Annotated in this window: 16 protein-coding genes and 1 tRNA gene; 8 read left to right on the top strand and 9 right to left on the bottom strand. The window is 60.0% G+C overall.

Annotated features, from left to right (window positions below; genetic code table 11):
* Positions 1-556: 556 nt before the first annotated feature.
* Complete coding sequence (locus J1C49_RS18845) at positions 557-1,969, bottom strand: site-specific integrase (RefSeq protein ID WP_227447390.1); 1,413 nt, start codon at positions 1,967-1,969, stop codon at positions 557-559.
* Between the two features lie 194 nt (positions 1,970-2,163).
* Here J1C49_RS18845 and J1C49_RS18840 point away from each other — a divergent pair, with 194 nt between their 5' ends.
* Positions 2,164-2,877, top strand: coding sequence for an HNH endonuclease (locus J1C49_RS18840; RefSeq protein WP_227447389.1), 714 nt, complete (start codon positions 2,164-2,166; stop codon positions 2,875-2,877).
* Positions 2,878-2,881: 4 nt separating this feature from the next.
* Here the strand turns inward: J1C49_RS18840 and J1C49_RS18835 are convergent, their stop codons facing one another.
* Both J1C49_RS18835 and J1C49_RS18830 read right to left on the bottom strand, forming a co-directional pair.
* Positions 2,882-3,559 carry a class I SAM-dependent methyltransferase gene (locus J1C49_RS18835; RefSeq protein WP_227447388.1) on the bottom strand — a complete coding sequence of 226 codons (678 nt, stop codon included), beginning with the start codon at positions 3,557-3,559 and terminating at the stop codon, positions 2,882-2,884.
* Positions 3,560-4,064: 505 nt separating this feature from the next.
* Positions 4,065-4,138: transfer RNA gene (locus J1C49_RS18830), tRNA-Cys, on the bottom strand.
* 431 nt (positions 4,139-4,569) lie between these two features.
* On the opposite strand from J1C49_RS18830, the gene J1C49_RS18825 reads away from it, so the two are divergent.
* The 3 genes from J1C49_RS18825 to J1C49_RS18815 all read left to right on the top strand — a co-directional run bounded on the left by J1C49_RS18825 (position 4,570) and on the right by J1C49_RS18815 (position 8,160).
* Positions 4,570-5,223 (top strand): protein-L-isoaspartate O-methyltransferase, encoded by a 654-nt coding sequence (locus tag J1C49_RS18825; protein WP_227447387.1) that lies wholly within the window; start codon positions 4,570-4,572, stop codon positions 5,221-5,223.
* 115 nt (positions 5,224-5,338) lie between these two features.
* The gene (locus J1C49_RS18820; protein WP_370639435.1) at positions 5,339-6,796 is read left to right on the top strand and encodes a TolC family outer membrane protein; all 1,458 of its coding nucleotides are present in this window, start codon (positions 5,339-5,341) and stop codon (positions 6,794-6,796) included.
* A gap of 467 nt (positions 6,797-7,263) precedes the next feature.
* The gene (locus J1C49_RS18815) at positions 7,264-8,160 is read left to right on the top strand and encodes a hypothetical protein (protein ID WP_227447386.1); all 897 of its coding nucleotides are present in this window, start codon (positions 7,264-7,266) and stop codon (positions 8,158-8,160) included.
* Positions 8,161-8,660: 500 nt separating this feature from the next.
* Here the strand turns inward: J1C49_RS18815 and J1C49_RS18810 are convergent, their stop codons facing one another.
* A complete protein-coding gene (locus tag J1C49_RS18810) occupies positions 8,661-8,984 on the bottom strand; it encodes a DUF6280 family protein (protein ID WP_227447385.1) in 324 nt (107 codons plus the stop codon).
* A 218-nt stretch (positions 8,985-9,202) separates the two neighbouring features.
* Here J1C49_RS18810 and efp point away from each other — a divergent pair, with 218 nt between their 5' ends.
* Together efp and J1C49_RS18800 are read left to right on the top strand one after the other, a co-directional pair.
* Positions 9,203-9,766 (top strand): elongation factor P, encoded by a 564-nt coding sequence (gene efp, locus J1C49_RS18805; protein ID WP_227447384.1) that lies wholly within the window; start codon positions 9,203-9,205, stop codon positions 9,764-9,766.
* Positions 9,767-9,845: 79 nt separating this feature from the next.
* A complete protein-coding gene (locus J1C49_RS18800; protein WP_227447383.1) occupies positions 9,846-10,328 on the top strand; it encodes a GNAT family N-acetyltransferase in 483 nt (160 codons plus the stop codon).
* On the opposite strand, the gene J1C49_RS18795 is transcribed toward J1C49_RS18800, so the two are convergent.
* The gene (locus J1C49_RS18795) at positions 10,316-11,065 is read right to left on the bottom strand and encodes a folate-binding protein YgfZ (RefSeq protein WP_227447382.1); all 750 of its coding nucleotides are present in this window, start codon (positions 11,063-11,065) and stop codon (positions 10,316-10,318) included. The genes J1C49_RS18800 and J1C49_RS18795 overlap by 13 nt on opposite strands.
* A 52-nt stretch (positions 11,066-11,117) precedes the next feature.
* Here J1C49_RS18795 and J1C49_RS18790 point away from each other — a divergent pair, with 52 nt between their 5' ends.
* Positions 11,118-11,792, top strand: a complete 675-nt coding sequence (locus tag J1C49_RS18790; RefSeq protein WP_227447381.1) for a TIGR04283 family arsenosugar biosynthesis glycosyltransferase — start codon at positions 11,118-11,120, stop codon at positions 11,790-11,792.
* Positions 11,793-11,917: 125 nt separating this feature from the next.
* Here J1C49_RS18790 and J1C49_RS18785 read toward each other — a convergent pair whose 3' ends face one another.
* Positions 11,918-13,588: an ABC transporter ATP-binding protein gene (locus J1C49_RS18785; RefSeq protein ID WP_227447392.1), complete on the bottom strand. Its 1,671-nt coding sequence runs from the start codon at positions 13,586-13,588 to the stop codon at positions 11,918-11,920.
* A 149-nt stretch (positions 13,589-13,737) separates the two neighbouring features.
* On the bottom strand, positions 13,738-14,475 hold the full coding sequence (locus J1C49_RS18780; protein ID WP_370639434.1) for a tyrosine-protein phosphatase: 738 nt from the start codon (positions 14,473-14,475) through the stop codon (positions 13,738-13,740).
* Between the two features lie 479 nt (positions 14,476-14,954).
* On the opposite strand from J1C49_RS18780, the gene J1C49_RS18775 reads away from it, so the two are divergent.
* Positions 14,955-16,187, top strand: coding sequence for an alanine--glyoxylate aminotransferase family protein (locus J1C49_RS18775; protein ID WP_227447380.1), 1,233 nt, complete (start codon positions 14,955-14,957; stop codon positions 16,185-16,187).
* 34 nt (positions 16,188-16,221) lie between these two features.
* Here J1C49_RS18775 and J1C49_RS18770 read toward each other — a convergent pair whose 3' ends face one another.
* The gene (locus J1C49_RS18770) at positions 16,222-16,452 is read right to left on the bottom strand and encodes a histidinol phosphate aminotransferase (protein WP_227447379.1); all 231 of its coding nucleotides are present in this window, start codon (positions 16,450-16,452) and stop codon (positions 16,222-16,224) included.
* 124 nt (positions 16,453-16,576) lie between these two features.
* Entirely contained in the window at positions 16,577-17,695 is a 1,119-nt protein-coding gene (locus J1C49_RS18765; RefSeq protein WP_227447378.1) for a pyridoxal phosphate-dependent aminotransferase, read from the bottom strand.
* Positions 17,696-17,916: the final 221 nt, after the last annotated feature.

The raw sequence follows: 17,916 nt of genomic DNA, 5'->3' as shown, positions 1-17,916 counted from the left end.
TGTTCTTCGCTGAACCGTAATCTCTTCATTCTGTCCGTCTCCTTCGTTGGGACGGACTCTACCTCAAAATGGAGGAGGAAACGGGTCTCAGGTCACAAACATCGTCAAATTTTCCCAACAGTTTCCTAGCATGTGCAGACTTCATAAGTCTGTCTACCGAATGGTGAGGTGTCCAATCCGCTTTAAACCCCTCTTGTGTTGTGCTTCACGGCTGGGTGCAAGCGCACTATCCCGATCACCATATGATCGCTCTTATGAGCTCTGACCGTATCGCAGATCGATTTTTTGTCCAATGTCTGGGTCTCTGATGAATTTTTTTGCTGCGCGCCTTGGTCAGGGCGATGTGCTGTCGGACAGGATCGAACCTCAGTTCCTTGGAGTGTGCGCTTTCGAGTCTCCTAACTACAGTGAACTTCGGCTTCTGGCTGTCTTCGCCATGGGCTAACGCCGTGGGCGAGCGGGACTCGCAGCGAAATTCAAAAGTGGATGTTCGAAAGTTCATCTACCAACATACCTGAGTTCGTCGCAAACTAGTATATGTTGGCTTGGCATTGTGTCAGTTCCCCAAGATTCTGAGCAGTCCGTCTTCCGATAGACCACCTGCTTTGAACGATGCGATAGCGCGCATTGTGCTCGACGCATTGGGTTCGTACCCGTCCGCGCCGACGCCCAGTGCCTTCAGTAGACCGTCTTCGGACAGGTGCTTCTGGTCGAGTAGGTCGAAGAGTTGATCGTGAACCGTGTTCTTTGCCGGTTCGTCGTCCTTCTTCTTGCTCGTCAACTCGTTCCGTCCCGAGTGCAGATCGGCGTTCAGTTTCGCGCTCAGTTTGCTGTAGAATCGATCCAACATCTGCGTCGAGTTGCCCATCTGCTTGCTCAGAATGTGTGTGCTGAAACCCTTCGACAGACCTTGCGTCGCGTAGAAGTGCCGGAAACTGTAGAGCGTGCGAACCTTGCCGTCCGAACCCGTTTCCATGTCGAACTCGCGCAAGAACGCTTTGAAACTGCGGGCGAGATTGTAGAGCGTTACGACACTGCCGCTGCGGGTCTTGAAGACATGGTCGTCGACCTTGGCCACGAGAACCTCGTCGAAGGTCATGTTCGTCAGATCAGCGTTCAGTTCGCGTTGCCGGTCGAGGTAGTCGCGTGTGTTGTCTCGGGCGATCAGTTCACGACCGCCGGTTTTGCCGCTGACATAGATCGACAGATACCGCTCACCGTCCTTCTCGAACCACGAGACATTCTTCCACTTGAGATTCAGTGCCTCGGTGCCGTGCCGGACGCCGGTGTTCGCCAGAAAGAGGATGTAGTTGCGCAGAACTTCGCGCGTCTCTCGCGTGTCCTGCCGATGCGCGTTTTTGTACCAAGTCCGCATCTTGGTATAGATGAACTTGTATTCCTCGTCGGTGAACGACCCGCGACTGTCGGCAGACTTGCCCTTGTTCACGAGGGACGGGCGTATCGACGATGTGATCCATCCGCGCATCTCCGCCTCGTCCAGAACGCGGTTCAGTGCCGAGTTGTGGGTGTTGATCGTGGAGTGTGCCGCGCGCCGTCCGAGTTTCTCCGTGCGCCAGGCATCGAACTCTTTCAAATCTGAAACCTTGATCGACGCGACCGACTTGTTGCCGAAGAACGGGATCAGGTAGCGGTCAATCGCGGTGATGTAGTCTTTGAACACGACGCGACCGCCACCTGAGTCGAGTTCTTCCTGCATCCGTTGCTTCGCGAACTCTGCCACACGACGGAACTTGCGCGTGGACGGCGGCAGTTTGTTTTTCTGTTTGAAGTCAGCAGTGTAATACTGCTTCAGCGCCTCTTCCTTCGCTTCTTCAAACTCGGTCTTGCCCGTTGAGAAGCGATGCCACTCACCGTTAGACAGACGAATGCGTGCCTGCCAGCGCGTGCTGCGCGGGCGGCGATAGATCGTCAGTTTCTCGTTGATGCGCTCGGTCTGCGTTCCGCTCATTGATCCCGTTTGACGGCTAAGTCTATGCAATCAAAATAACATCGTCCTCCTCGTGATCAAAGCAAGCTACGAGTGGGAAATGACGATTTTCGGCGTGCTGTTATCTCTCTCCAGTTCTTGGCTCTCCCTGGAAATCTATTGTGCCCAAGCAAGGATGTTTCAAAACCCACCATTAGAATGATAGCGTCTTGCACATGACTAAGACCGTTACAGAAAGTGACTTGGTGCTTCCTGCACTAAGGGCACTGCTTCAAGCAGAGGAAGTTGGTCTGTCCACTTCGGATTTGATGGGGGTGCTCCGTGAAGCCATGAAACCCGCAGGCGAAGACTTGGAGCCATTAGAGGGAAGGAATGATGACAAGTTCAGCCAAAAAGTTCGGAACTTAAAATCACATGACCGCCTCGAACGTGATGACCTCGCGATCTACGTGGATCGCAAATACTACATTACTGAGATAGGCAAGGATTTCGTCGAGAAATTCGGTGGTGTTGACGAGAACTTCAGTCAGCAAGGGTTTTCAGAGGCTGAAAAGAAGAAAGCGCTCACGCCAACAAAGCCACTTGTCTTTGTTGAAGAGGGAAATCTCGAAAGTGTAAACGCAAAGGTAAGACTGCGTTCGCAGCGTCTCAGGCAGTATGCGATGAGCTACTATTCAAACGACGACGGCACTATTTCTTGTGAGGCTTGTGGCTTTGAAGGAACTTCGTGTTACGGGGATGGAGCGAAGGGCTTAATTGAAATCCATCACAAAAAGCCAATTGCTGTCGCAGGAAGCTCCAAAAAGCCCTTGAGAGAAGCTGTTGCCGACGTAGTTCCGCTTTGCCCAAACTGCCATAGAATGGTGCATCGACGACCCGGTGAGGTTATGTCAATCGAAGAACTTCAAGAAACTATTGTCAATTCATAGCTCGCTATCCGAAGAGCTCTTCTTGCAATGGACCATTCTCAGTTGTGGTACCCGTAAGGAAACCGTTGTCGTAATCGCCATCTTTCTCAAGCAATTTTCTACACGGCGGCACCCAAGCTAACCTTGGACCCTGTGTCTTTCCTTTTTCCCAGACAATCCACGCATAGCCTGTAGCGGTCGATGCTTTCTTGTCGACACGACCCTTTACCATGGGAACCCTTTCGGCAAATTGCGCGACAGTCGTGGGTGGTAACTGCTTGAATAGTCTCTCGTAGCGACCGACACTTTCAATAAATACGGTTCTAACAAGGACTGCGACACCGCGCCTGGCAATCGGCATCGCTCTGTGAATGAAGTCTTCGGCTAGCCGAAACGGGGGGTTTGTTATGACCCAGTCATAGCCCTCTGCAGGGTAGAGACCTGACAAAAAATCTGCCTGTTGACCGAAGCCATAGTCATGCACGTCAGACGCATGCACTTCGGCAAAGTACTCTCGTAGAGCCTGAGCCATGTGACCTCTGCCACACGCGGGTTCAAGTGCTGTGAGCTGCGATAAATGCCCGTCAGTTTCAATGATATGCTCGAGCAACCCTCTAGTCGCCCATGGTGGAGTAGGGAAGTCATCGAGACTGTCTTTGGCTTCAACGCGCTGAGCCATGACAGCGTGGGAAGTGTTCTGCATCGTTGCCTCTTCTCATTTTTTGGCGAAACGCGTAGAATCTACCCACATCTTGCGCTTCTTACGTTGCACTACACCACTTAATGACGCGGCTGGCAAATGTTTTCTTTTTGTTCTCCCGTCACCACTCGAATTACGCTCGGTGGCGGTCTTTACATTGCTTGGCGGTGCGAACCGTTCAGCGACAGTCATTGAGCCACTAATTTCTCAAGCTCTTCCGCGGAGAGAAGTTTGATCTCTCAATCGCGAGCGGTTTCAATAGCGCCTTCATTGAAGGCAGAACTAGTGATGCGCAGTGCCCTGTCAGCGTCGCGCGGTGCCGGCGACGATAGATCGTCAGTTTCTCGTTGATGCGCTCGGTCTGCGTTCCGCTCATTGATCCCGTGTGACCTGTAAGTCTCTGGAATCACAATACCATCGTCCGTGTCACGGGCAAAGTGTGCCACGAGTGTGCTATGAGGTTTTTGCGGGTGATGATGGGAAAAGCACAGTGAAATCAGTGATTTAGTGGAGGCGAGTACCGGAATCGAACCGGTGTACACGGATTTGCAATCCGCTGCGTCACCACTCCGCCAACTCGCCGACCGTGTGGATGCGAGCAGTGCTTAGCGGTTCGGCTTGCGCTTCGCAAGGGGGACAGTGCGCTGTTGTCCTCCAGAATGAAGGTTTATGGCTGGCGCGTTTCGCATCGGAGAGCGCACCTCGAATGGCTGTGCTGCTTTCAGACCAGCGCTTGGGTATCACGGCCTGACCGAAACTTCGCCGAAAGCGATACAGACAGCCGCGCTCGCCTGCGCAAATCCGCAGCGACCGGCGCTTCAGGCATGGCCCGGTCATCATGTCGCCTACTGGAAAGCCTCGTTTTAGGTGCGTTTGAGGCAACAATGCCTCGCATATGCGGGTTTGAACGCGTGACGATGTCGCGGCGCGCGCTTTTCCCAACGCAGCGATTGCCGTTTGCGTCGGTTCATGGCAAAACCCGGGGGACAAAACTGAACACATGAGTTTAGCGAATGACCGACTTCGCCACACGCCGCCGTATGATGGTGGATACACAGGTTAGGCCGTCCGACGTGACGGAGTTCCCGATCATCGACGCGATGCTGTCCCTGCCGCGCGAAGCTTTTGTTCCGCGCGACAAGATAGAAGCCGCTTATGCAGAGGATCAGATCGAACTCGGCGGCGGGCGCGTGATTCTTGATCCGCGCTGTTTTGCAAAGATGCTCGACGCCGCGAACCTGAACAACAAGGATCTGGTGCTCGATATAGGCGCCGGGTTTGGATATTCCTCCGCGATCATCGCGCGCATCGCCGAGGCGGTGGTCGCGGTTGAGGACGATGAGGCGCGCGCGCAGGAGGCGCAGGATCTGCTCACGGAGCACCACGCCGATAACGTGATCCTGCATCGCGGGCCTTTGGTTGACGGTGCGGACGAGCATGGCCCTTACGATGTCATCATGATCGAGGGCGGCATCGAAACACTCCCCGACAGCATCGCGGCGCAGCTCAAGGACGGTGGCCGGGTGGTGGCCATTTTCATGGATCGCGCCTTGGGCACCGTTCGGGTCGGCTACAAGCTGGACGGTAAGATTTCGTGGCGATATGCTTTCAATGCGGGCGCGCCCGTGCTGGACGGGTTCGAGAAAACCCGTAGCTTCGCGCTGTAGGTCGAACCGAACCGGGACACCGCGCGTCACGAGGATAACAGGCAGGCCGTTGGGCCAAGAAACCTGGGGCGCGGACATCGAGCCGCCAACGCCCCGTGATCAGGAGGGCAGGGCAGTGCTTGCCGCAGCGAAGAACACGTTCAAGGGTGCTTTAGGGGCGCTTTTTCTGACTGTTGGGCTTTCCGTACCGGCGAAAGCGGAAACGCTCGCGGATGCGCTGGTCCACGCGTACACGCATAGCGGTCTTCTGGAACAGAACCGAGCGGTGCTCCGGGCTGCCGACGAGGATGTGGCACAAGCCGTCGCCGCGTTGCGCCCCGTCATCTCCTGGAGCAGCGACATCACCCGGTCCTTTGGCACGACCGGGTCGACGCAGGGCGCGACCCGGATTGTCGGTGGGGCGCCTGTCTTTACGTCACGCTTTGTCGAGCAAGGGTTTGCCAACAACACGGCTTCCATCAACCTGTTGGCCCAGATCACCCTTTACGATGGCGGCGCGAACCGGATGTCGATTGACGCGGCCAAGGAGGCCGTGCTTGCAACGCGCGCCGGTCTTGTTTCAATCGAGCAGCAAGTGCTGTTCCGCGCGGTCTCTGCCTACATGGAGGTGCGCCGCGCGATCGAAACCGTCGCTCTTCGCGAAAACAACGTGCGTGTGATCCGCCAGGAGTTGCGTGCTGCGCGGGACCGGTTCGAGGTGGGCGAAGTGACCCGAACGGACGTGGCACTGGCCGAGGCGCGAATTTCCGCCGCGCGCAGCGCCTTGTCGGCCGCGGAAGGGCAGCTTGCCATTGCAATCGAGGAGTTCAACGCCGCGGTGGGTCGCCGACCGGGCTCGCTGACGCCGCCGAACGGGTTGCCGCGTATTCCCTCGACGGAGAACGGCGCCAAGGGTCTTGCGGTGCGTGGGCACCCGGAAATGGAGCGGGCGCAACGCCTGGTGACGGTCAACGAAATCGGCATCCGTATCGCGGAAGCGGCGTCGAGTCCGACAATCAGCCTTCAGGGGCGGTATGGCGTGACCGAGAATTTCGACAACCAGAATTTTTCGCGCGGGGGCAGCATTGGTCTGAATGCCAGCGGCCCGATCTATTCCGGTGGCGCGCTTCGGTCAGCGGTGCGCAAGGCGATGGCCCAGAGAGACCAGTCGCGGGCCAATCTTCATGTGGTGCGCCACCAGATCGAACAGAATGTCGGCAATGCCTATGCGCAGCTTGCCGTGGCGCAGGCGTCGACGCAGGCGTTCCGCGATCAGGTGCGCGCCGCAACGGTCGCTTTCCGCGGCGTGCGCGAAGAAGCCACGCTTGGCGCGCGCACCACGCTTGACGTGCTCGACGCCGAACAGGAACTGCTGGATGCGCGGGCAAGTCTCGTCTCGGCACAGGTGGATGAGACGCTTGCAGCCTATGCCATCCTGGCCGCAACAGGCCAGCTGACGGCGGATGCGCTCAATCTCAACGTGCCGCGCTATGACCCGGCAGCCTATTACAACCTGGTCAAGGATGCGCCTTCGGGCCTGAGCCGGCAGGGTGACCAGCTTGACCGTGTCCTGAGGGCCTTGGGTAAAGATTAGACTTGTTCGCATCTGTTGAGAGAATCTGCGCGTGCCGGTAAAGTCCTGCATCAGGCAAGAACGGGATCGGCATGTCAGACCCAGTAACCAATGTTGAGATCGAGGACGTTCTGTCCTCCATACGAAGACTTGTGTCCGAAGATGCGCGCAAGCCTCCCAAACGGCGCGCGCAGGAGCAGGGCAAACTTGTCCTGACACCGGCTCAGCGCGTGCGCGACGAACTGGAGCGCGCTGCCGATGCGGCGATGGCCCCTGACCCGGGCGCACCGGTTCTGCTTGTGAACCCGACCAATACACCGGAGCCTGCTGGCGACACTTCGACCGCGCAAGCGCCCGGTGAGGGGGCCGCCGCAAGAACCGAATCCGCGCGGTCGCCGATTGATGCGTCCTCAGAAGAGCGTGCCGCGCCTGAGGCGTCTGCGGCATCGGCGGACAAAGCCGCTGAACCGGATGAGATGTCGGAGGGTATGCAAGGATTCAATACGCTCCCGTCCGAGACAGTAAACGATGGGCCCGCCACCCTGATCGCTGAGGGTGAGACTGACCACGCTCTTGCCTTGCAGCGCGACCCGGAGAACGCGGGTGATGCCGGGAACAAAGAACCAGATCTGAACACTGAAGACATTCTTTTAGGCCGAGACACAGATGATCGGGCCGGTTTGTCGCAGCCGCTGAACGCTCAGATGGATAAAGACGCGGCAGAAGAGACGACCTTGCAATCTCTTGTCAGGGATGAGCTTGACCATCTTCTGGAGGAAATCGAGGCGACATCAGAACGGGCTGATGCGCATACCCCGGATGAAGCGTCCGAGCGTGACGCATCTGACCCGGGGCAAGCCATTGAAACCATGGCCCATGAAACGCCCGCTGAGCCTGACAAAGCGCCTATGGCACAAACGCCCACGGAGGACAGCGCTGCTCAGACGCTGGCGGATAAAGCGCCGGGTTCAACACAAGCAGATTTGCAGAAACCCGGAGATGAAGCTGATGCGCCTGCCGCATCGACGCTCGAAGAGAAGATCGCGGCGCTCGAAAACGTGGTGGCCCGGCGCTCGGACCAGTGGGATGAGGACGATCCCGGCACGGATTTGCACGGGACGTTTGTGCACCGCCCGATGATGGAGGACGGCGCAAGCCGACACGCGCCTCAGAAAGGCGAAGCGCGGCAAGCATCCTCGCCTGAGCCCCGCCCGTCTCTTTTGGGCGATGGGATTGAGATTGACGAGGATTTGTTGCGCGAGATGGTGGCCGAAATCGTCCGGCAAGAGTTGCAGGGCGCTCTTGGTGAACGCATCACGCGCAACGTGCGCAAGCTTGTCCGTCGTGAAATCCACCGTGTCCTGATCAGCCAGGATTTCGACTGAAATCCGCTTTGGCTTGCATCGGTCTGGACCGCTGACCGGGCCAGCTCGGGTTTGTGCTTTCGGCGGCGTTTTGGGGCGAACCAGAGGACGGGGGAGCCTTTCCGGCCCCGTGGGCCGGGCGTCACCATATCAAGACACCTCCGCCGTCGTCACGGTTGTCCCCGGTGTTCTTGTGCGATGGCCTTTGGTGTAGCGGGCCTTTGCGCGCGCATTGCGGTGCTGGCCGACACAAGAAAGATGCGCGAAGCTCTTGGTTTTTGGCGGCGTTGCATCGGCGGAGGCATGGTCCGTACGGGTGTCCGCTTGGTGTCGCGGGCGCAGATGGACCGACCCGCACAACCCAACGCGCAGACGCCGCCCGCAATTGATGAGCTATGTCAGGGCCGGTGATGGACGACGGCCTGTCGTGAACCGCGCTCTGTCATGCCCGAAATTTTGGTATTACACGAAAAAAGCATGCCCCACCGGGGCATGCTTTTCTTGCTGCTAGGCAAGATATATCAGGCGGCTTCAGCCTGCTGTGCGGCAGCGTTGCGGCGCTCGCTTTCCTCGCGAGACAGGGCCACGGATGTCCGCACCCCCTTGCCAACAAACTCCATCAGGCCCTTAACGACGCGTTCGTTAGGATCAATACCCGCGCAGGACAGGACTTCACGTCCGTCGCGCGAGCGTGCCCAGCGAGCGATCTGCTCTGGACCGTTGCCGTATTTCTTGTCGTCAGCGATCGCGTCGTCTAGGGCAGCCAGCACCACGGCAGCAAAAAGCTTACGGGCGCGATTGCCCTGTTCTGCATTGAACGCAGTGCCGTCAACGAAATCTTTCATGGTTCGACCTTTGTTTTTTGGCTCTTGTCTTTCCGGCGTGTCGCGGGGTTATGGACTATCTGCACCGATTCGGATACCCCGAAATGTCATAGCTCCGTTGCGCTGAGCGCATGGCTCGCTGCGGGTGCAGCACTGTATCTCGTGGTCTTGCTTGCCGGACCAGCCCCAGATATAGGTGCGAGTAACTGATCATCAACCTTTTGCCATGGTTTTGCCAAATGCCTAAAATTAACGGGAACGAGATCCGCCCAGGGAACGTGCTTGAGCATAATGACGGGCTTTGGGCCGCGGTGAAGGTCGATCACGTCAAGCCCGGCAAAGGTGGTGCCTTTGCACAGGTCGAACTGCGTAACCTTCGCAATGGCTCAAAGCTCAATGAGCGCTTCCGCTCTGCGGACAAGGTGGAGCGTGTCCGGCTTGAGCAGAAGGACATGCAATTCCTCTACGAGGATGCGGGGCAGCTCGTGTTCATGGACACGGAAACCTACGACCAGGTGCAGCTTGATGCCGAGATTCTTGGCGACCGTCGCCCGTTCCTGCAGGACGGGATGACCATCGTTGTGGAATTCTACGAAGAAGAAGCGCTTAACGCGACCTTGCCGCAAAAGGTCACCTGCAAGATCGCAGAGACCGAACCGGTGGTGAAGGGGCAGACAGCGGCCAACAGCTTCAAACCGGCCATCCTCGAGAACGGCGTGAAGGTTATGGTGCCGCCTTTTGTCGGGCAGGATGAAGACATCATCGTGAACACCGAAACCATGGAATATTCCGAGCGCGCATAATCCGCACGCCCGATCCCGTGCGACCGCCGGGGTGAAGAACAATGGTCAGGTCTCCGGCACCCCAGTCAGGAGGCCCAACATGATTATAAAACTCGATCACAACGCTATTCCCCGTCTTGTGCCGCTCTTGCGGTCTGTGCAGGCCGTTCATTGTCACGCGCGCCCGCATCAGTTTCATGATGGCGCGACGGATTCGGCCTTTGCAGCGTTCTTCGCAGATCGTCTGGAGCAGGGCGCGCTGATTCTGGGTTTCGAACGGGACAATGCGCTGCTGGGCTACGCTCTGGTGCAGGTGCAGGATCGCGCCGCCGATGCCTTTCGCCACGCGGAGAGGTTGGCCCTGATCGATCAGATTTCCGTGGCCGAAGCGCATCGCGGCAAAGGGATTGGCACCGCGCTCATCCGTGCCGTCGAAGCACGCTTACCAGAACTTGGGTGCACTGGATGGACGGCGCTTTACTGGACGTTCAATGCCGCATCGGCCCGCCTGTTCACGCGCGCGGGCGCGGAACGGGCCGTGGTCCGGGTGTCGAAGGCACTCGGTCCCGGTCACCCCTCATAATGCACGGCTGCGTCACCCGCGCACATGCCGGGGCCGGCCCGGTCAAACCGTAGATAGGCGATCCCCTGATTGCCCGCCTGAGAGTAGAGCGTCCCGGCAAGTTTGCCGTTGTGCTCAATATCGCTGCCCACGGGCGCGGTGCCCTCGACCTTCACGCGCGCAAGCCCTTTGCGAAGGGCGGTCTTGTGCTTCATCCGGGCTGTCACCTCTTGACCGACGTAGCAGCCCTTTCGGAAATCGACCCCGTTGAGACGTTCGAACCCGGCTTCGAGAATGAAAGTATCGGGTGTGAGTTCTATGCCGCTTTCCGGCACACAGGCCGCAACACGCAAAGCGTCCCAGTTCACGTCTTCGCCCGGCTGACCGGCATAGCCGCGCCAGCCCAGAGACGCATCACGCGGATCGGTAAACGCGCCCTCGGGCGGGGTGCCCAAGCCGCGTGTCACCGCAATATCGGTTGCCTCGATGGTCACGTCCGAGCGCAACTTATACATGCTCAGACGCTGTTGCAGACCCGGCGCAAGGCCCGTTGCGACATCCACCAGCACCGCGTCACCATCGGGCACCAGAAAGAAATCGGCCAGATACTTGCCCTGCGGCGTCAGCAACGCGGTATAAACCATGCCCTCATCGAGCCGCGCGACATCGTTCGTCACGAGCGTTTGAAGGAAATGCCGCGTGTCCGCTCCGGTCAGCTTGAATACTGTGCGCGTCAATGTCGACAACTCCGTTTCCATGATGCCTTCTTGTGCCATATAGGAGGTTCACCATCAGACGAACAGACCCAGCATGCGCGCGCCGCTTTCCGTGATCATTCCCACCTTGAATGCCGAGACAGGCCTTCCTGCGACGCTTGACGCGCTTGTGGAAGGGCTTGGCCGGGGATTGATCCGCGAGTTGATCGTCTCGGACGGCGGCTCGACCGATGCCACGCTGGCGATGGCGGATGCGGCCGGCGCGCGGATCGCGCGCGGTGCGCCTTCTCGGGGCGGGCAGTTGCGCCGGGGGGGCGAACTTGCCACGGGATCCTGGTTGCTCTTCCTGCACGCCGACACGCGCCTGAGCTCCGGGTGGTCAGAGGCCATACAGCCCGCACTTCGCGAAACGGGCGCCTATTACGCCCGACTGGCATTTGACGCGCCCGGATTTGCGCCGCGCTTCGTTGCAGGCTGGGCCAATCTCCGCTCTGCCATCTTTGGGCTGCCCTATGGCGATCAGGGATTGTTGGTGGATTGTGACACATACCACGCTGCTGGGGGCTATCAGGATATTCCGCTGATGGAGGACGTGGCTTTCGCGCGGGCGCTGCCTCGGCCCAAGCGCTTGCCCGTGACCGCAACCACATCCGCAGCGCGCTACACCTCATCGGGCTGGATCAGACGGGGGGGGCGCAACCTGTCCACCCTCGGGCTGTATTTCGCCGGGCGCGACCCGCACGCCCTTGCGCTGCGATACCGCCGCTGACGGGCGTGGGCAGATCCTTCTGGCACCACGCGATGCAAGCCAGAACGATGGCCAATCCCGGGCCGGTTGGTCTTCAGGGATATCGTTGAGTTTATGCGGTCGCCGCGACGCGGATCGCGGTCGGGTCAGGAATTGTCGAATTGCAAATGGTACAGGGCACGGTAGGGGCCTTCGCGCGCCATCAACTCGGAATGGGTGCCCTCGTCCACAACCTGCCCGCCATCCATCACGATGATCTTGTCCGCATTGCGCACGGTGGACAGCCGATGCGCGATGACAAGGGTTGTGCGACCCTTGGCGAGCCGTTCGAGCGCGGCTTGAACCACCGCTTCGGAACGCGCGTCCAGAGCGCTGGTCGCCTCGTCGAGCAAAAGGATCGGCGTGTCCCTCAGGATGGCGCGGGCAATGGCAATCCGTTGCCGTTGCCCACCCGAGAGATTGGACCCCCGCGGTCCGGCCCGAGCGTCCAGCCCGCCATCGATCCGGGGCAGAAAATCACTCACATGCGCCGCCTCCAGCGCGGCCTCGAGCGCGCCTTCAGTGACGGTCTCCGCGCCCAGCGTGACGTTCTCGCGCAGGCTTTCGTCGAACAGCGCTGAGTCCTGCGAAACGACAGAGATCAGACCACGCAGGTCGCGCAGCCGCATGGCGTCGACCGATATGCCGCCGATCTCGACCGATCCGCTTTCCGGATCCACCAGCCGGGTCAGAAGGTTGAACACCGTGGATTTCCCGGCGCCGGACGCGCCGACGAGCGCCGTGGTTTTTCCGGGTTCGGCGATCAGGCTCACACCGCGCAGAACGGGTGCCTCTCCGTATGACAGGCGCACATCCCGCAGCGCAACGCCCGGCACACCGCTTGGGGCCTCTACGGGCATTTCGGGATCGCGCAGGCGCGGCTCGGTCTGGAGCAATTCCCGAATCCGCTCGATCGAGGCCGCGGCCACCTGCCAGATCCCCGAAATCGCACCCAAGCGGCGCAGCGGCTCGAAGGCCAGCCCGATCGCGGTGAAAAACGCCATAAAATCGCCGACGGTCTTTTCCCCTTCGAGGATCTCGGCGCCGCCATAAAGCAGCACACCGACAAAGCCGATGCCGGACATGATGTCGATCAGCCCCGGGAGCATCGCCTGTCCAAAGCTCGATCGGGTTTCAATGCGGATACGTTCACGGGTCAGACGGCGATAATGTCGTGACTGGTGCTTTTCCATGCGGTTGAGCTTGACCGGAACGATGCCGTGAAACACCTCGTTGAGGCGGCTCGACAATGCCGCGGCGAGGTCACGTGCCCTGCGCGCGTTCCGTCGGACGTAGCGTTGCGCCAGAACCGTCGGGAACACGAGCGCCGGTGCCCCGACCAGCGCCACGAGGGTCCAGAGCGGGTCGATACTGATGGCAACAACCATCAGGGAGATCAGCGCGATGACGTCGCGCCCCCCGCCGGTGATCAACGCCGACCAGACCTTGGAAATGGCGTTGACGTCGCCTTCCACGCGCTGGATCAGGTAACCCGGTCCGTGTGTCTGGTGAAAGCCGAGATCGAGCCGCATCAGATGCGCCAGCAAGTCCTGACGGATATCGCCGATGGTCAACTGGCTGATCCGGGTCAGCAGCACTTTCTGGATCACGCTCGCCACGGCGCGGGTCAGGAAAATGCCCAGCACGGCAAACGCGACCCACACAAGCGCATCGCGATTGCCGCCGATGAACACCTGATCGAACATCGGTTTCATCATGTAGCTGAGAAAGCCGAACATCGCGCCTTCGATGGACATGAAGACCACCGCCAGGGCCATCAGCCATTTGTAGCGGGTCAGGTAACCGCTCCAGATCCAACGGAACAGCGGCCAGGACGCGGCGATTTTCGGCTCGGTCTGCGCCTGTGGGTCGGGTGTTCCGCGCCCGCTTTTGGCGCGTTCGTTCCGTGGCTCGGGGCGCGTGTCGCTCAAGGTTCGGACCGCGCCATGCTGTGCAGCAGCGCCGCGGTTTCGGCCGGGCTCTTGCGTTGGTCCCAACCTTGCTGAATTTCGCGCGACCGGTATTCCAGTCCGATCCAGTCCTCGAACCCGATATGGCCCGATGCCAGACGGGCCTCGTAGATATCAAGCACGTAGTCCTGCACGCCGGTCTTGGTGAACTTCAGGTGAATGAATTTCAGGCCCAGCTGTTTCTTGGCTTCCGCGACGGGCACGTCCTCGAAAATCAGCTGATATAGGGCGGCCACGAAGCCCGCGCGATCCGCCCCTGATTTACAGTGGAACATCATGGGCTTTTCCGCCTGACGCAACTCTTCGATGACATGCATGAGCGCTTTGCGCGACGCGGCGGACCGCGCGTGCAGTTTTGCCGTCCGCAGGGTCATGCCAAGCCGGGCGCAGCTTTCGCGCGCAAAGAGGAAATGTGAATACTTCTCTTCGCCGCGCAGGTTGATCACCGTCTTGATGCCCATGGCGGCATATTTCTCGAACCGCGCATCCGTCGGTTGGTTCGAGCGCCAGACACCCGGCGCCACGGGCCAGAAATTGGTCCAGAAAACCCGAAGGAACGCATGATCGAAAAGATGATAATGCAGCTTCGAGCGGCGCCGCGCAGCAGGAGTCGAGATGTCTTTGCCCCACGAGCGCCGGAACCGACGTTCGGCCTGTTCAAGTCGGGACCAGAGAGAGGAGAGCATCAGTGCCATCCAGAACCATATGGGCGCGCACCGCCGGGATGTGAAGCGCGAGTTGTGTAGGCGAGGTGCCCGCAATTGGCAAGCCATGGGACCTGCGCGGTTGCGTCACCCTGTTCCGCAAACCACACGGGTTCCTGAAATCGACGGTGTCTCGTTCGCGGTGGCCGGTGTTCCGATGCAAGGCGCATGAGGCACGCGTTCGCCGAGCGCAGAAGGGACTAAGCCCTACCGGTTGGGTCCGGTGGCGCGTTCTGGTGCAATGGCAACTCGCAGGCGACAGCCATGCCATGGTTCCAATAGGAGATCACGCATGCCTGAAGCCGTCCACTCTGACACCCCGCTTAAATCCGCGTTACCCTGAGAAAAACAACGCGCTCTTGCGCCACTGCTCTCGTCGCCGCGGTCAAATGGTCTACTTCCCACGCTTGCGCTGACTCTCGCCTTTGATAGGGTCGTGCAAGCCGTGATTGTTTCCGAAGGATACCCCGATGTCGCTTGCCAACGGCCGCCAATACCTCGCCATTCCCGGCCCCTCCGTTGTCCCGGATGCCGTTCTTCAGGCCATGCATCGCCCGTCCCCGAACATCTATGAGGGGGCTTTGCCCGACATGGTGGCGGGGATGATCCCTGATCTTGCCGCCGTGGCACGAACGAAAGGGCAGGTGGCGATCTATATCTGCAACGGGCACGGCACATGGGAAGCCGCGCTGGCCAATACCGTGGCGCCGGGCGAAACGGTTCTGGTGCCGGCGACCGGGCGGTTTGGACATGGTTGGGCCGATATGGCCGAGGGCCTCGGAATCGAAACGCAGATCCTCGATTTTGGCCGCGCCGCGCCGATTGACCCAGACGCTGTTCGCGCTGCGCTCGCGGCGGACACGGGCCAGAAGATCAAGGCTGTGCTGGCGGTGCATGTGGATACGTCCTCCTCGGTGCGATCAGATATTGCGGCGCTGCGCGCTGTTCTGGACGATCTCGGGCACCCCGCGTTGCTGATGGCCGACTGCATCGCGTCGCTGGCCTGTGACCGGTTCGAGATGGACGCTTGGGGCGTGGATGTGGTCATCACCGGGTCACAAAAAGGGCTGATGGTGCCCCCTGGTCTGGGATTCGTCTTCTTCTCCAACAAGGCCGCTGAAGCGCGCCGCGCGATGCCGCGCGTTTCACGTTACTGGGACTGGGGCCCCCGCGCTGACCCGGAGATGTTCTATCAGTATTTCAATGGCACTGCGCCGACACACCATCTCTACGGGCTGCGTGTCGCGCTCGACATGATCCACGAAGAGGGTATCGAAGCGGTCTGGGCACGCCATGAAGCGCTGGCTGGAGCGATATGGGCGGCTTGTGATGTCTGGAGCGATGGCGGTCCGCTCACGCTCAACATTGCCGATCCGGCCTTCCGCAGTCACGCTGTCACATCGCTGCGGCTTGGCGCGCCTCTGGGAGCCGCGCTGCGACGGTGGACCGAGGAGCAAACCGGCGTCACGCTCGGGATCGGGCTTGGAATGTCGGAACCGGATGATCCGAAGGGCACAGGGTTTTTCCGCTTCGGGCATATGGGGCATGTGAATGCTCCAATGATCCTTGGTTTGCTGGGCGTGGTCGAGGCAGGGCTGGACGCGCTCGACATCCCGCACGGCAAAGGCGGTGTCTCGGCTGCGGCGCGGCAACTGGCGTCGGTCGTCCGTGACGCTTCGCCAAAGACGGTCAAGGTCGCCTAGGCGGCCAAAGGCGCCGACATGCGCTCTGCGGTGTTCAGCCGGCGTCGGGGGTGCCCCGCCCCCGCTGGACCGCGCGTCGGGCGTTGCGCGCGCGCAATGCGCCGAGCCGCGGGATCATGTGGTTGAGCACGGCCGCCAAGACCAGCACCGCTCCCAGCCCCCACATCGCCCACAGCACCGAGAATATCAGCAACAGGTTCACGAACGCCATGACGAGACAGGCATTCGTGTAGTTTTCGACCCGTCCGGGGTGGTTCTGGTTCATCATGCCCTCCACAGCGGGCGAGGGGTTACCCTCGCAGGTGCTGTGACAGAATAGCGCGGATGATGCCGACGTTAAGGAAAACTTGCCGCGCATTCGCATCAAGCTTGCGCGACCGGCGCCATGTTCAGCGCTCGGGCGCAGCGCTGGCTTTGGCGAGGGCCTTTGAGAAAACACGCTCGAAAGCGGCCAGATCCTCGGCTTTGCCCGCAGTGACCCGGATGCAGCGATCCTGTGGCGCAACCCCCGGCATCCGGACAAAAATGCCCTCCTCAATGAGCGCGGCGAGAACGGCGCGTGCATAATCGCCATCGCGGCCGCAATCCACGGTGACAAAATTGGTTGCCGACGGCAGGGTTCGAAGCCCCGCATCGCGTGCGATCCGCTCGATCTCATCGCGCGCCTCGATGACCTCACGCACAACGGCTTCGAGCCACGCCGTGTCCTGAAGCGCGGCAAGCGCTCCGATCTGGGATACGCGGTTCATGCCGAAGTGATTGCGGATCTTGTCATAGGCCTTGATCAGATTGGGCGCGCCAATGCCGTAGCCAACCCGAGCCCCAGCCATCCCGTAGGCCTTTGAAAAGGTCCGGAATCGGATGACGCGCGGGTCGTCCGGGTCGATCTTTGGCTCCGTGCCCTCCGGCGCAAATTCGATATAGGCCTCGTCAAGCAGCAGCAGCGTGCCTTCGGGCAGACGATCGAGCGCCGCTTCGATGTGGATGCCCGAGTACCATGTGCCCATGGGGTTGTCGGGATTGGCAAAATAGATGAGCTTCGCGTCAACCTCGTGCGCCTTCTCGATCAGGGCGTCTATGTCTTCCTTGTCGGAACGATATGGCACGGTGTGCAACGCGCCGCCAAAGCCCGTCACATGGTAGTTGAAGGTCGGATACGCGCCGAGCGACGTGACCACCGCGTCGCCCGGTTCGACCAGCAGCCGAACCGTATAGCCGAGCAAACCGTCAATGCCCTCACCGACGATGATGTTGCCCGGCACGCAGTTGAACCGTTCGGCAAGTGCTGCGCGCAGATCGTGGTTGCTGGGATCGCCGTATTTCCAGATTTCCGAAAGCGCGTCCTGCATGGCGGCAATGGCGAAAGGCGACGGTCCGAAAACGCTTTCATTTGCGCCGATCCGCGCCGAGAAAGGGCTCCCGAGGGCGCGTTCCTGCACTTCGGGCCCGACAAACGGCACGGTATCGGGCAGGGCTTTGATATGGTCTGGAAATCGTGGATTGGACATGCCGTGTTTAGAGCATGAACGCACGGCCCTGCCTAGATGGATTAGCGGATTCCCTGTCGGGCGCCAGCGATGGTCCAGCGGATGAGCCGCGCGGTCAGGTCGTTTCGGGACAGACCGATTCCCATCAAGGATGGGGCGGATTCTGACTTGTCTGTTTCGGATGGGGAAACGAAGCTCAAGCTCTGGCACTCATTGTCCCGTGAAACCGCGCCGGTCAGACC

The sequence above is a fragment of the Cognatishimia sp. F0-27 genome (assembly GCF_020667845.1).
In the GTDB taxonomy this organism is placed as follows: domain Bacteria; phylum Pseudomonadota; class Alphaproteobacteria; order Rhodobacterales; family Rhodobacteraceae; genus JAFMPQ01.
This window is presented reverse-complemented; position numbering and strand designations above follow the sequence as displayed.

Coding starts and splice junctions, on each gene's coding strand:
- J1C49_RS18845 (WP_227447390.1), bottom strand. CDS start 1,969: ATGAGCGGAACGCAGACCGAGCGCATCAACGAGAAACTGACGATCTAT.
- J1C49_RS18840 (WP_227447389.1), top strand. CDS start 2,164: ATGACTAAGACCGTTACAGAAAGTGACTTGGTGCTTCCTGCACTAAGG.
- J1C49_RS18835 (WP_227447388.1), bottom strand. CDS start 3,559: ATGCAGAACACTTCCCACGCTGTCATGGCTCAGCGCGTTGAAGCCAAA.
- J1C49_RS18825 (WP_227447387.1), top strand. CDS start 4,570: ATGACCGACTTCGCCACACGCCGCCGTATGATGGTGGATACACAGGTT.
- J1C49_RS18815 (WP_227447386.1), top strand. CDS start 7,264: ATGCAAGGATTCAATACGCTCCCGTCCGAGACAGTAAACGATGGGCCC.
- J1C49_RS18810 (WP_227447385.1), bottom strand. CDS start 8,984: ATGAAAGATTTCGTTGACGGCACTGCGTTCAATGCAGAACAGGGCAAT.
- efp (WP_227447384.1), top strand. CDS start 9,203: ATGCCTAAAATTAACGGGAACGAGATCCGCCCAGGGAACGTGCTTGAG.
- J1C49_RS18800 (WP_227447383.1), top strand. CDS start 9,846: ATGATTATAAAACTCGATCACAACGCTATTCCCCGTCTTGTGCCGCTC.
- J1C49_RS18795 (WP_227447382.1), bottom strand. CDS start 11,065: ATGGAAACGGAGTTGTCGACATTGACGCGCACAGTATTCAAGCTGACC.
- J1C49_RS18790 (WP_227447381.1), top strand. CDS start 11,118: ATGCGCGCGCCGCTTTCCGTGATCATTCCCACCTTGAATGCCGAGACA.
- J1C49_RS18785 (WP_227447392.1), bottom strand. CDS start 13,588: ATGGCCCTGGCGGTGGTCTTCATGTCCATCGAAGGCGCGATGTTCGGC.
- J1C49_RS18780 (WP_370639434.1), bottom strand. CDS start 14,475: ATGGCACTGATGCTCTCCTCTCTCTGGTCCCGACTTGAACAGGCCGAA.
- J1C49_RS18775 (WP_227447380.1), top strand. CDS start 14,955: ATGTCGCTTGCCAACGGCCGCCAATACCTCGCCATTCCCGGCCCCTCC.
- J1C49_RS18770 (WP_227447379.1), bottom strand. CDS start 16,452: ATGAACCAGAACCACCCCGGACGGGTCGAAAACTACACGAATGCCTGT.
- J1C49_RS18765 (WP_227447378.1), bottom strand. CDS start 17,695: ATGTCCAATCCACGATTTCCAGACCATATCAAAGCCCTGCCCGATACC.